The following is a 12562-nucleotide window of genomic DNA, read 5'->3' as shown; positions in this document are numbered from 1 at the left end:
CCGTATCCCTTACCGCAGGCGCTTTGATCAGCGCTCTAGAGCTCGTGCTTGCGGATATTGCGTAGTATTTTGTTGAGCGTGCCGACGAACCGGTCATGCTCGTCCGCCGGAATTCCGGCAAACATCGCCTGGTAGGCTTCCGCCAGTATTGGCCAGACATTGGTAAAGGCGTCGCGCCCATCCTGCGTGATGTATATGTGACGCACGCGGCTGTCCCTGGCACCGGCTTCGCGCCGGATCAGACCTTCGCCTTCCAGCGCATCCAATGTGCGGCTCAACGTCGATTGTTCAATCACCGCATAGACGGACAGTTCATTGGTCATGAGGCCGTCGACCACCGACAGCACCGCAAGGGTCCGCATTTTCGCAACCGACAGTCCCGTTTCTCCAAGGCTGTCCTGAAGGCTTTGATTGTAGCGCCCCGTAATACGGTTCAGCAGATAGGGTACAAAGTTCTGCAGGCCGATTTCGCCGATCGTCTTCGGTATCGACACCTCATCAAAGACCTGATCCGAGCGGAGCGCGTTTTCATTCATGACAACACCGTTTCACCGTGGGAGCATCCGTGGCCACAATAATTGCATTTGCAATCATCTTGATGTGACTTTCCATCACGCTTTCCACCCACGAGACATAATATTTTCTCATTAATCCACCTTTTCCGGTAAAATTCAAGAGAAAAGTCGCCCGACATTTTTGAAGCCGATATATATGCAAACAAAATATTTTATATTTAAAGCTTGACAGAAGAATTTGCGATCAAGCATATTTCAGGTGCGAAATGGCGCGCGGACGCCACCACCTTCAGGGACGCGGATGTAAAAATGCCGGAACTCAGGCTTGTCGTTACGAAAAGCGAGGCGGTCACGCCGCAGATTAGAGCCATCACGCTTGCTCAAGAAAACGATGAGGCGCTGCCGTCATTCACCGCAGGCTCGCATATCAAGGTGCAACTGCCCGATGGCGGAGAGCGCCCCTATTCTCTCGTCAATGCCGATGCTTCGAGCGAGGCAACGACGGATCCCGCGTCCTATCAACTCGGTGTCCGGCTGGAAGAGGACAGCGCCGGCGGCTCGCGTTACATGCACGGGCTCAAAGAGGGCGATGCCGTCACGGCAATCGGCCCCGAAAACCAGTTTGGCGTGACAAGCGAGAACGTCGGCATCGTGCTCATTGCCGGCGGCATAGGCATCACGCCGATTATCTCGATGGCCTCCGAGCTGAAGGCAAAGGGCCAGTCCTTCGAATTCCATTATTGCGGCCGCACGAGAAACGCCCTTGCATTTGTCGAACCGCTCGCGGCGCTGTGCGGCGATGCCCTCACCATCCATTGCGACGACGAGCCGGACACGGCGGTTGACCTTGCCGGTCTCGTGACATCCGTTGAACCCGGCAGTCACATTTATGTCTGCGGCCCGCGCGGCATGATCGAGGCGGTGCGAGAACGGGCCCACGATTGCGGCTTCGACAAGGATCACGTCCATTTCGAACTGTTCAGCAAACACGATGAACAGGTGGCCGGCGGATCGTTCGAGGTCGAGATCAGCTCGACCGGCGAGGTGTTTACAATCCCTCCGGACAAGTCGATCATCGAAGTTCTGGAGGAAGCCGGTGTCGATCTGATCTACGATTGCCAGCGTGGCGACTGCGGCATCTGTCAGACGGACGTTCTGGAGGGTATCCCCGATCATCGCGACGTCATCCTGACCGATGACGAGCGCGCCGCCAACGATGTCATGCAGATTTGCGTATCGCGGGCGAAATCGGACAGGCTGGTACTGGATTTATAAACGTTTGTACGCGTTTGGGAGGAAGAGGCTATGGGCAGGTATACAGATAATCCGGCTATGGTCGAGGCGCTGATAAAGCCGACGCAGGTTCATCGCGACGTCTATATCGACGAAGAGGTTTTCGATCTGGAAATGAAGCACCTGTTCGCCAACACGTGGGTGTTCGTCGGACATGAAAGCCAGGTGCCCAACAAGGGCGATTATTTCGCCACTGAAATCGGCCGCCAGCCGGTGCTGATGTCGCGCCATTCAAATGGCGAAATCTACGTCATGCACAATCGCTGCCCCCACAAGGGAACGAAAATCGTTATCGACCGGGAAGGCAACACCGGCAAGTTCTTCCGCTGCCCCTATCATGCCTGGTCGTTCAAGACCGACGGCTGCCTGCTCGCGATCCCGCTGAAGAAGGGCTACAAGGATACCGGCCTTGAGGACAGCGAAGCCGCAAAGGGGCTGGCGCAGGTCGGTGCGGTGAAGAATTATCGCGGTTTCGTCTTTGCCAGGCTGAACGAGGAGGGACCGGATTTCGACGATTTCTTCGGCGAATCCTTAAGCTCCATCGACAATATGGTCGACCGCTCGCCCGAGGGCCGCCTCGAGGTCGCCGGCCCGCCCTTGCGCTACATGCACCAGTGCAACTGGAAAATGCTGGTTGAGAACCAGACGGACGCCTGCCATCCGATGGTCGCCCATGAAAGTTCCGCCGGCACGGCGGTCAAGCTGTGGGAATCGCTCGAAAAGCCCGAAGGCACAAAGAAGCCGATGGCGATGGAGGTGATCGCGCCCTTCATGTCGCCTTACGAGTTTTTCGAGGAAATGGGCATTCGCACCTGGCCCAACGGTCACGGCCATACGGGCGTCTACCATTCCATCCACTCGGATTATTCGGCCATCCCCGGCTATCTTGAAAAGATGATCGAGGCGCATGGCGAGGAAAAGGCCAAGGCGGTGCTCGGTGAAAACCGCCACAACACGGTTTATTTCCCCAACATCATGATCAAGGGCCCGATCCAGCAGCTTCGCATCTTCATACCGCTGGCGGCCAACAAGACACTGGTGGAAACCTATATCTACCGCCTCGTCGGCGCGCCCGACATGCTTCTGGAGCGCACGGCCATGTACAACCGGCTGATCAACGCGCCGACCTCGGTCGTCGGTCATGACGATCTGGAAATGTATGAGCGCGCGCAGGAGGGCCTTCATTCCGACGGGCTGGAATGGGTCAATGTCCAACGGCTCTATTCGGAAGACGAGAACATGGGCGAAATTGCCGTCGAAAACGGCACGACAGAACGGCAGATGCGCAACCAGTTCCATGCCTGGAAGAAATACATGATGATGACCCTGGAAGGAGCGGCGCAATGACTTTTCCTTCCCGCGACGACCTGATCGACTACGTTTACGAAGAAGCGCGCATGATCGATGACAGGCGCTACGACGAATGGCTCGATCTGTGGACCGAGGACGGCTACTACTGGATGCCGCTCGACTACAAGCAGACGGACCCAAAACTCGTCACCTCTCTGCTTTACGAGGACGAGTTTCTGCGCAAGCTGAGGGTCGAGCGCCTCAAGGGCGAGCGGACATTCTCGCAGAAACCCAAGAGCCGATGTCATCACGTCCTGTCGCGTCCTTTTGTCGACGAAGTCGACCATGAAAACGGGCTCTTCGTGACCCACACACCGTTTCACTATGTCGAAACGCGGCTCGACGAGCAGTTTCTGCTCGCCGCCAATGCGCGCCATGAGCTTGTGCTCATCGAAGGGAAGTTGAAGATCCGCCTCAAACGTGTCGATCTGCTGAACAGCGATGCGGCGTTCGGCAATATCCAGCTCTTCCTGTAAAGCTGTAGGTATGACGCAAGACATATCCCCTGCCCGCTCCGTTTATGAGCTGTTTGCGGCTGCTGCCGAACGATGGCCGCAGCGCCCGTTCCTCAATTATCTGCCAGAGACTGCAGAGGCCTATGGCATCGAGGCCGGGGAACTGACTTACGGTACGGCACTCCAGGCGGTCGACAATCTCCGTGATGCCTATCGTGAGGCCGGATACCGTGCCGGATCGCGGGTGATGCTGCTGCTTGAAAACAAGCCCTCCTATTTCCTGCACTGGTTTGCGCTCAATGCGCTCGGGCTTTCGGTCGTGCCGGTCAATCCGGACCTGCAATCGGCGGAACTCAGCTACATGGCCGGCCACGCCGAACCGGTGCTTGCCGTCGCAATCGACAACCGCGTCGCTGATCTCGAATCGGCAAGCCGTGCATCCGGCAAGGAGTTTCCGGTCATTGCCGAAAATGCTGAAATACCTAAGCTGGGTTCCGGCGGCGGACCCGGATATGAGCCGGCTGCAAGTGAAGAAGCAGCCATGCTTTACACTTCGGGTACCACGGGAAACCCCAAGGGCTGCGTGCTTTCCAACACCTATTTCCTGCATGCCGGTCACTGTTACGCACATGCAGGCGGCGTGTGTGCGCTGACCGAAGACGGCGAGCGCATGATCACGCCCCTGCCGATGTTCCATATGAACGCCATGGCCTGCTCGCTGATGGCGATGATCACCGTCGGCGGCTGCCTGACGGTGCTCGACCGCTTCCATCCGCGCAGCTGGTGGCAGAGCGTGCGCGACAGCAAATCGACGTGCCTTCACTATCTCGGCGTCATGCCGTCGATCCTGATGAAGGCCGACGAAGTTCCCGGCGAACGCGATCATGATGTGCGCTTCGGATTCGGGGCCGGGATCGATCCGAAATTGCAGATTCCGTTCGAAGAGAGGTTTGGCATACCCCTGGTCGAAGGCTGGGCGATGACCGAAACCGGCATGAGCGCCGTCATCATGGCCAATCATGAGCCGCGCCGGCGCGGCGAGGCCTGCCTCGGACGCCCGGAACCCGAAGTCGCAACCCGCATCGTTCTTGATGACGGTTCGGAAGCTGGTCCTGGTGAACCCGGTGAACTGCTGGTGCGCCGCGCCGGAGACGATCCGCGCTACGGCTTCTTTTCCGAATATTACAAGGACCCGGAGGCAACGGCCGAGGCGTGGAAGGGCGGCTGGTTCCACACCGGCGATATCATCATGCGCGATGAAGAGGGCGACTACTTTTTTGTCGACCGCAAGAAGAACGTCATCCGGCGCAGCGGCGAGAACATCGCTGCGGTGGAGGTCGAGACCATCCTAATGCAGCATCCCGACATCAGGGCCGTAGCTGCAGCCGCCGCGCCCGATGCCCTGCGCGGCGATGAAGTCCTTGCCTGCATTGTCACAGACATGGCTCATGGGGAAGAAACGGCGCGTTCAATCGTCACCTGGGCACTGGAGCGCATGGCCTATTACAAGGCACCGGGCTACGTTGCCTTCCTTGACGCATTGCCGCTGACGCCAACACAGAAGATCCAGCGCGGCGAGCTAAAGAAGCTGGTGCCCAAGCTGCTTGAGGATCCGGCAACCGTTGACACGCGGTCCATGAAGAAACGGCTGGTGGCATCGTGAGTTCGAAGCGCCAGGGGTATGGGGGCGTCGTCGTTGCCGCTCCGGTGACCGTTCCCTATCAGCGTTTTTCCAAGGAGACGGCGCATTGGTGGATCGCACGGGCATTGCGCAAACTCACCAGGTCGGCCGGCATCAAGCCTGCCGACCTCGACGGATTTTCCGTGTCGAGCTTTACGCTTTTTCCCGATACCGCCGTCGGCCTTACCCAGCATCTCGGCCTGACACCGCGCTGGCTCGACCATATCCCTTTCGGCGGTGCAAGCGGCGTTGCAGCACTTCGGCGTGCTGCGCGGGCGGTTCAGGCGGGAGACGCGAACCTTGTCGCCTGCGTTTCGGGCGACACCAACCATGTCGACAGTTTCCGGCGCATGCTTTCAAGCTTCAGCCGCTTTGCCCAGGACGCCTCCTACCCTTACGGCTCGGGCGGACCGAATGCCTGTTTTGCGCTGCTGACCGACTATTACATGCGCCACTTCGGCGCGAAGCGCGAGGATTTCGGCGCCATCTGCGTTTCCCAGCGCGAAAATGCGCTGCGCAATCCGCACGCCATCATGAAAAAGCCGCTCAGCCTGCAGCAATATATGGATGCGCGGGCGATCTCCGATCCGATCGCGCTTTTCGACTGCGTCATGCCGGTGGCGGGCGCCGAAGCCTTTCTGGTGATGCGCGAAGAGGACGCCCGCGCCGCCAATCTGCCTTACGCCCAAATCCGCTCGACCATCGAGCGCCACAATGCCTTTGCGGAAGATCCGATCCAGATGCGCGGCGGCTGGGAGATGGATATTGACGAGCTTTACGGCATGGCGGGCATGACGACCGACCAGATTGACGTTGTCGAGACCTATGACGATTATCCGGTCATCGTGATGATGCAGTTGGAAGATCTCGGCTTTTGCGCCAAGGGCGAAGCGCCCGAATTCGTCCGGTCGCATGATCTGACGATCGATGGCGATTTTCCCCACAACACATCCGGGGGGCAGCTTTCGGCAGGCCAGGCGGGCGCCGCCGGCGGTTTTATCGGCATGGTGGAAGCGATCCGGCAGGTCACGGGCTCTGCGGGGCCGACACAGGTGAAGGACGCGCAAACGGCGCTTGTCTCCGGCTTCGGCATGATCAATTTCGACCGTGGTGTGTGCTCCGGCGCCGCCATCATCAGCGGGAGTGAGGCATCATGACCAATCCGCTCGTTCCGCCGCCGAAGAAGAACCCGCAGAAGCGCTCGCGAGTGCCGACCCGCCCCTCGCATATGCGCAGCCGCGCAGCGCTCGGGCTTGCCGCAGCGGCGGCCGAAGGCCGCTTCATGCTGCAGGTCTGCGACGAATGCAAAACGGTGCAGTATCCGCCGCGCGATGCCTGCCGCTCGTGCCTCTCGGTCGAACTCGTCTGGAAAGACGTTTCGCCAAAGGGACGGCTCATTGCCGACACCACGGTGCGGACAAGCACCAATGTCTATTTTCGCGAGCGCACCCCCTGGCGCGTCGGCACGGTGCAGCTCGACATCGGCCCATCCGTCATCTGCCATGTCCATGGCGATGCGGCGGTCGACGATCAGGTGCGGCTCATCATCAGGCTCGACAAATCCGGCCAGGGCGTTCTTTTTGCGCTGCCCGACAAGGCGACACCGAACATGGAGGATGATCCTCATATGCGGGAAATGACTTGCGATCCGAAATTCAGGCGGGTGCTGATTACCGATGCCCGCAATGAAAACGCCCCGGCGCTGGCAAAGAGTTTCGCCGATGCCGAGGCCTCCATCATCTTCATTGGCGAATCTGAAAGCTGGCGCCCCTACCCGCACCGCGAGGCGCTGCGCAAGATCCCGAAAGTCGAGATCCTGCCGTTGGACGTCACCGATACAGGTTCGGTGCTGGAACTTGCCGGCGAGATCGGCGGCAAGACCGATATCCTCGTCAACAATGCGCGCTTCGTGCGGCCAGGCGGCATTATCGACCGCACGGACGTCAATTTCTCGCGCGACGAAATGGACGTGAATTTCTTCGGCATGATGCGCCTTGCCCAGGCCTTCGGCCCGGCGATGCGCGGCCGCGGCGCCGACGGCCAGAACAGTGCCGCCGCCTGGGTCAATATCCTTTCCGTCTATGCCTGGTCGAACATGCCCGAATACGGGGCATTTTCCGCTTCCAATGCTGCAGCCCTGTCGCTGTCGCAATGCCTGCGCGCGGAGCTGTGGCAAGGTGGTGTCCGGGTGATGAACGTCTTCACAGGCCCGACGGAAGACGAATGGCACCAGCCCTTGCCGCCGCCGAAAGTGCAGCCTGCGGCGCTCGCAAAATCGGTGATCGGGGGATTGAAGGACGGACTTGAGGATGTCTTTGTCGGCGATGTCGCCAAGGACCTGATCGATCGCTGGCGGGCGGGTCCGAAAATCCTGGAGCGCGAAATGATCGAGAGCGGAGGCCAATGATGAGCAAAACCGCACCAAATCCTGCCGATCTTCTGACGGGCCTTGCGCAGTCGCTCGCCTCCGGCGCGATCAGGACGATTGACCTGACCCACACGCTCGACCCGGATTTTCCGGTGATCATCCTGCCGCCGGAATTCGGCCAGTGCGCACGCTTCCGCATGGAGGAGATCTGTGCCTACGACCATCGCGGTCCGGGGTGGAAATGGAACAATTTTACCTGCGGCGAACACACAGGCACGCATTTCGATGCGCCGATGCACTGGGTTTCGGGCCGCGATCTTCCCAATAACAGCGTCGATACGATCCCGGTGGATAAATTCGTCGGCCCGGTTTGTGTGATCGACTGCTCGGATGGCGCGGCAAAGGACGAGGATTTCGAGCTGACGCCCGAGATCATCATCGCCTGGGAAAAGGAACACGGGCGCATTCCCGAAGACAGCTGGGTGCTGATGCGCACCGACTGGTCGAAGCGCCGCGGCGAAGCCTATCTCAACATGCGCGAGGACGGACCGCATTCGCCCGGACCGACGCCGGACGCGATGCGGCTTCTGGTCGAGGAGCGCGGCATTCGCGGCTTTGGAACGGAAACCGTCGGCACGGATGCCGGTCAGGGCGTGCATTACACGCCCCCCTACCCCGCCCATTACATTCTGCACGGCGCAGGCCGCTACGGGCTGCAGTGCCTCAACAATCTCGACCAGCTGCCGCCGACCGGCGCGATGCTGGTTTCCGCGCCGCTGAAGATCAAGCAGGGCACCGGCAGCCCCTTGCGGGTCATGGCGCTGGTCGCGAACGGCGGAGCATCGTCATGAGCGAGCAACTGACAGCCGTCATTACCGGTGGAAACAAAGGCATCGGAGCGGAAATCGCGCGGCACATGCTGGACGCCGGCTATTTTGTAATCTCGGTTGCGCGCCATGCGCCGGACTTTTCCCACGAACGGCTTTCTTCGGTGGAAGCCGATCTGCTCGAGGAGAACGCCGTCAATGCAGCGGCCAGCGAGATTGCGGCAAATTACAACGTCACGCATCTTGTCCAGAATGCGGGTATGATCTGGCCAAACCTTGTGGAAGACGCAAAATCATCAGACATCACCGGGCTTGCGCAGCTTCACCTCGGCTCTGCCCTTACCCTGTTGCAGGCGTTCCTGCCGGGCATGAAGGAACGGCGTTTCGGCCGGGTGATCTTCAACGGCTCGCGCGCGGCGCTTGGCGTAAAGACACGCACCGCCTACAGCGCCTCAAAGGCCGGCATGATCGGTATGGCGCGCACCTGGGCACTGGAACTTGCGCCGCACCAGATCACGGTCAATGTCGTTGCACCCGGACCGATCCTCACCGACCAGTTCTGGGACCTCATTCCCAAGGACAGCGAACAGCAGCACGAACTGGCGGCGCGCATTCCCGTCGGCCGACTGGGCACGGTCGAGGATATCGCCAACGCCTTCATGTTCTTCGCCGATCCGAAGGCGAGCTTTGTCACCGGCCAGACGCTCTATGTATGCGGCGGGGCGAGCGTGGGGACGGCGATCCTGTAGAAAGTCTGACGCTTTGCTTCTGTGTCGTCCAAGCATTTGGTGAGCTGCCTATGAAGCGTCAATGGTCGGGTGCGCTTCGGCCCCGGCACACTTTTTTTTGCAATTCGGTAAAACTGAGCGATCGGCGTTAAAACAATTACTACCTCTGGTGGTAATAGTTAGTGGCAGGATTTCGATCTCGCGCTGCCCTCAGCAAGGCACGGGAAAACGAATTGAGGTGCTCAAGAAATGTCTCAAACAGTAAGCAATGGCAGTGATTCACTGGACATACCGCTTCCGAAATTCAAATTGTACGGAGTGATTTTGGTACTCGTTGTCGCGGCGTATTTTTCACTCGAAATTTTGAATTCTCGGTTTGAACTTCATTTGCCACTCCTCATTGCAGACGACAAAAGGCCAGGGATCTATCCCACCATATGTGCAATAGTACTGCTGCCACTTGCCGCTCTTATTGTTCCTGCGACCGTGATCAATGTTCTTAAATCAAAACCTGCATTTTCGATCGACGAGAACGGCATAACCATTAGTCCATTATACGGAAATACACGCCCTCTCATTGCTTGGGAGTACATTGAAAATTACAAAATTGTTGACCGCTTCAACAAGAAGTTCATCGGGATAAACACGACGAAGCCGTTGGGTAAGATAGCGAAACTCTCATGGATTCACTCACTGATGGCCAAGCCGGAAAAAACATTCATGGGCTTTACGGTGCTACTGGCCGACACTGGACAGGTCCCGTTTGAGGAGGTGGAGCGTCTTATTTCAAAATACCATTCCCGTAGTTGAGCACCCCATTGCGGACATAATGATGTTTACTGGATAACCGCCTTATGTATATGAACACGTTGTCGGAAATCCATGAAGTTGCGTTCGAAACTCTCAATTGCCGCTGTCGCGTTGATCGCGGTTCTGGCGCTGTCCGGTTATCTCGTCCGTCCGTATATTCCCGGCACAGCCAATCTCGACGCGGTACGGGCGGAGGCGGCGCCCCGGCTGGAAGAACAACTGACGGAGCGCAACCTCAGCCTCGGCGCGCCGGTCTTCATCCGCATATTCAAGGCGTCCAGCGAACTTGAACTCTGGATGAAAGACGGTGATGAATTCGCGCTTTTCAAGACCTATCCGATCTGCAGCTATTCCGGTGATCTCGGACCGAAGCTGAAGGAGGGCGACGGGCAGTCGCCGGAGGGCTTCTATTCGGTTACGGCCGGTCAGCTCAATCCGAACAGCAGCTATCACCTGTCCTTCAATATCGGATTTCCGAATAATTATGACCTGTCGCATGGACGTACTGGAAGCTATCTGATGGTTCACGGCAAATGCGTTTCCATCGGCTGTTACGCCATGACGGATGCCGGGATCGAGGAGATTTATCTGATTGTCGAGGCGGCGCTCGAAGGCGGACAGTCATCCTTCGGTGTACACATCTTTCCTTTCCGCATGACCGAGGAAAACATGGCGGACCATGCTGGTTCGCAATGGATCGGGTTCTGGCGGAATTTGAAGGAAGGGCACGATCTGTTCGAGGCGGACAAGATGCCCCCACGCATCAGCGTCGAAGACAAACGCTATGAATTCGAGAACATTTGAGATTAGTCACTCGCGCGCGCCGTGGGACATTGACAGCCGGCGCGCAACATCGGCAAATATTTCGGTCACGCCTGAAATATCGGGGCTATCAGACACATCGATACGTTGCAGATAGGGACAGGTGAGCGCAGCAACAGCCTCGTTATCCGGACCGAATATCGGAAAGGACAGATTGGTGACGCCCACGGTCGTCTCGCTTGGCATATCTTCGTAGCCGCGCGCGACGATGCGATCCAGAATGTCATCAAATTCATTGCTGTCCATCTGCGTTTCGCCGGCGACAAGTTCATGTTCCCTGATGATACCGGCGCGCTTATCGGACGATGCGAAGGCGGCAAGGATGCGGCCGGTGCCGGTGTTGTAGAGGCCGATAACAGCCCCGACGCGCATGGAAAGCCCCCAGTTCTCCGGCGATTGCGCCATCGCGGCAACGACGATCTCGCCGCGATCGTGGATGCCGATATGGGCTGACTGGTTCGCCACTTCGACGGCCTCGCGAAGAAGCGGCGTCGCCTGATCGACAAGCCGGCGCAGCGGCGGATGCCGGTGCGAAAGGGTAAACAGCTTCATGCTGAGCTGGAAGCGGTCACCGTCCGGCGTTTTCGAGACATAGCCGCGCTGAACAAGCACGGTGAGCATGCGGTAAATCTCGTTGACGGAGCGCCCCAGCGCCTTGGCGATCTCGGCCTGGGTGCGCCCGTCGGCGTGGCCGGCGAGCAGCTCGATGATGTCCAGCCCCTTTTCAAGGGCCGGCGCCCGGTATTTGCCGTCCGCCTCGTTCATGCTGTCATTTGCGACCACGAAACCGGCCTCCCTTCTTCCGTTTTATTCTCACCACGTCATTGACTCGCTGTCAAATATGTTTTTACACATGAATAAATCATTCATATATGAGCACCCGACTTCCTGGTGCACATGGGGGTGAAGTTCGGGCTATGGTGCCGCCACACGCCGGCGTTCCAATCGGAGGTGTTTAAAAATGACTGAATCCAATCGCCTTGAAGGCAAGACGGCACTGATTACGGCTGCGGGCCAGGGCATCGGCCGCGCGACAGCGGAAGCCTATGTACGCGAGGGTGCAAAGGTCTTTGCCGCCGATATCAATGAAGGCACGCTTGCCGAACTCGACGCCATCGACGGCATCACCGCAATCCACCTTGACGTGACGGACGGTCAGGCCGTGGAGGCGGCACTGAAAAAAACCGGGCCGCTGGACGTGCTCTTCAACTGTGCCGGCTTCGTGCATTCCGGAACAATCCTGGAAAGCGATGAGGAAGAATGGGACTTCGCCTTCGACCTCAACGCAAAGTCGATGTTCCGCCTGTGCCAGAAGGTGATACCGGCCATGGTGGAGCGCGGCGGCGGATCGATCATCAACATGTCATCGGTCGCGTCGTCCCTCAAGGGTGTGCCGAACCGCTTCATCTACAGCGCCTCAAAGGCCGCTGTGCTCGGCCTGACCAAAGCCATCGCGGCCGATTTCGTCACCAAGGGCATCCGCTGCAATGCCATTTGCCCCGGCACGGTTGACAGCCCTTCCCTGCACGAGCGGTTGCGCGCCATGGGCGACTATGACCAGGCGCTGAAAGATTTCATCGCGCGCCAGCCCATGGGACGTGTCGGCAGGACCGAGGAGATCGCAGCGCTTGCGGTTTACCTCGGCAGCGACGAAAGCGCCTTCACGACGGGACAGTTTCATATTATCGACGGTGGCTGGGTGAATTAGCCGAA

Annotated in this window: 13 protein-coding genes; 11 read left to right on the top strand and 2 right to left on the bottom strand. The window is 58.6% G+C overall.

Features of this window, described 5'->3' with window-relative positions:
• Positions 1–35: 35 nt before the first annotated feature.
• Positions 36–536, bottom strand: a complete 501-nt coding sequence (locus tag ABVT35_RS03375; protein ID WP_368464864.1) for a MarR family winged helix-turn-helix transcriptional regulator — start codon at positions 534–536, stop codon at positions 36–38.
• A 288-nt stretch (positions 537–824) separates the two neighbouring features.
• Here ABVT35_RS03375 and ABVT35_RS03370 point away from each other — a divergent pair, with 288 nt between their 5' ends.
• From ABVT35_RS03370 to ABVT35_RS03325, 10 genes are all read left to right on the top strand, one after another.
• Positions 825–1790 carry a 2Fe-2S iron-sulfur cluster-binding protein gene (locus tag ABVT35_RS03370; protein ID WP_368464863.1) on the top strand — a complete coding sequence of 322 codons (966 nt, stop codon included), beginning with the start codon at positions 825–827 and terminating at the stop codon, positions 1788–1790.
• Positions 1791–1820: 30 nt separating this feature from the next.
• Positions 1821–3155 (top strand): aromatic ring-hydroxylating dioxygenase subunit alpha, encoded by a 1335-nt coding sequence (locus ABVT35_RS03365; RefSeq protein ID WP_368464862.1) that lies wholly within the window; start codon positions 1821–1823, stop codon positions 3153–3155.
• Entirely contained in the window at positions 3152–3634 is a 483-nt protein-coding gene (locus ABVT35_RS03360) for an aromatic-ring-hydroxylating dioxygenase subunit beta (protein ID WP_368464861.1), read from the top strand. Before ABVT35_RS03365 ends, ABVT35_RS03360 begins: the two co-directional genes overlap by 4 nt.
• A 10-nt stretch (positions 3635–3644) precedes the next feature.
• Positions 3645–5276: an AMP-binding protein gene (locus ABVT35_RS03355; protein ID WP_368464860.1), complete on the top strand. Its 1632-nt coding sequence runs from the start codon at positions 3645–3647 to the stop codon at positions 5274–5276.
• Positions 5270–6451 (top strand): thiolase family protein, encoded by a 1182-nt coding sequence (locus tag ABVT35_RS03350; protein WP_368466265.1) that lies wholly within the window; start codon positions 5270–5272, stop codon positions 6449–6451. Before ABVT35_RS03355 ends, ABVT35_RS03350 begins: the two co-directional genes overlap by 7 nt.
• Entirely contained in the window at positions 6448–7701 is a 1254-nt protein-coding gene (locus ABVT35_RS03345) for an SDR family NAD(P)-dependent oxidoreductase (RefSeq protein ID WP_368464859.1), read from the top strand. The genes ABVT35_RS03350 and ABVT35_RS03345 overlap by 4 nt, the downstream gene beginning before the upstream one ends.
• Complete coding sequence (locus tag ABVT35_RS03340) at positions 7701–8513, top strand: cyclase family protein (protein WP_368464858.1); 813 nt, start codon at positions 7701–7703, stop codon at positions 8511–8513. Before ABVT35_RS03345 ends, ABVT35_RS03340 begins: the two co-directional genes overlap by 1 nt.
• Positions 8510–9238 carry an SDR family NAD(P)-dependent oxidoreductase gene (locus ABVT35_RS03335; RefSeq protein WP_368464857.1) on the top strand — a complete coding sequence of 243 codons (729 nt, stop codon included), beginning with the start codon at positions 8510–8512 and terminating at the stop codon, positions 9236–9238. Before ABVT35_RS03340 ends, ABVT35_RS03335 begins: the two co-directional genes overlap by 4 nt.
• 228 nt (positions 9239–9466) lie before the next feature.
• The gene (locus ABVT35_RS03330; protein ID WP_368464856.1) at positions 9467–10027 is read left to right on the top strand and encodes an STM3941 family protein; all 561 of its coding nucleotides are present in this window, start codon (positions 9467–9469) and stop codon (positions 10025–10027) included.
• A 72-nt stretch (positions 10028–10099) separates the two neighbouring features.
• On the top strand, positions 10100–10831 hold the full coding sequence (locus tag ABVT35_RS03325; RefSeq protein ID WP_368464855.1) for a L,D-transpeptidase family protein: 732 nt from the start codon (positions 10100–10102) through the stop codon (positions 10829–10831).
• 6 nt (positions 10832–10837) lie between these two features.
• Here ABVT35_RS03325 and ABVT35_RS03320 read toward each other — a convergent pair whose 3' ends face one another.
• Positions 10838–11632, bottom strand: a complete 795-nt coding sequence (locus ABVT35_RS03320; RefSeq protein WP_368464854.1) for an IclR family transcriptional regulator — start codon at positions 11630–11632, stop codon at positions 10838–10840.
• Between the two features lie 178 nt (positions 11633–11810).
• On the opposite strand from ABVT35_RS03320, the gene ABVT35_RS03315 reads away from it, so the two are divergent.
• A complete protein-coding gene (locus ABVT35_RS03315) occupies positions 11811–12557 on the top strand; it encodes an SDR family oxidoreductase (RefSeq protein WP_368464853.1) in 747 nt (248 codons plus the stop codon).
• Positions 12558–12562: the final 5 nt, after the last annotated feature.

Origin of the sequence: Hoeflea sp. TYP-13, assembly GCF_040932035.1 — a bacterium.
Lineage (GTDB): Bacteria > Pseudomonadota > Alphaproteobacteria > Rhizobiales > Rhizobiaceae > Hoeflea_A.
Note: the sequence above shows the minus strand (reverse complement) of the source record. Positions and strands in the feature narration are given on the sequence as shown.

Excerpts from the sequence above, each read along its gene's own strand:
- ABVT35_RS03375 (WP_368464864.1), bottom strand. The coding sequence starts at position 536 with ATGAATGAAAACGCGCTCCGCTCGGATCAGGTCTTTGATGAGGTGTCG.
- ABVT35_RS03370 (WP_368464863.1), top strand. The coding sequence starts at position 825 with ATGCCGGAACTCAGGCTTGTCGTTACGAAAAGCGAGGCGGTCACGCCG.
- ABVT35_RS03365 (WP_368464862.1), top strand. The coding sequence starts at position 1,821 with ATGGGCAGGTATACAGATAATCCGGCTATGGTCGAGGCGCTGATAAAG.
- ABVT35_RS03360 (WP_368464861.1), top strand. The coding sequence starts at position 3,152 with ATGACTTTTCCTTCCCGCGACGACCTGATCGACTACGTTTACGAAGAA.
- ABVT35_RS03355 (WP_368464860.1), top strand. The coding sequence starts at position 3,645 with ATGACGCAAGACATATCCCCTGCCCGCTCCGTTTATGAGCTGTTTGCG.
- ABVT35_RS03345 (WP_368464859.1), top strand. The coding sequence starts at position 6,448 with ATGACCAATCCGCTCGTTCCGCCGCCGAAGAAGAACCCGCAGAAGCGC.
- ABVT35_RS03340 (WP_368464858.1), top strand. The coding sequence starts at position 7,701 with ATGAGCAAAACCGCACCAAATCCTGCCGATCTTCTGACGGGCCTTGCG.
- ABVT35_RS03335 (WP_368464857.1), top strand. The coding sequence starts at position 8,510 with ATGAGCGAGCAACTGACAGCCGTCATTACCGGTGGAAACAAAGGCATC.
- ABVT35_RS03330 (WP_368464856.1), top strand. The coding sequence starts at position 9,467 with ATGTCTCAAACAGTAAGCAATGGCAGTGATTCACTGGACATACCGCTT.
- ABVT35_RS03325 (WP_368464855.1), top strand. The coding sequence starts at position 10,100 with ATGAAGTTGCGTTCGAAACTCTCAATTGCCGCTGTCGCGTTGATCGCG.
- ABVT35_RS03315 (WP_368464853.1), top strand. The coding sequence starts at position 11,811 with ATGACTGAATCCAATCGCCTTGAAGGCAAGACGGCACTGATTACGGCT.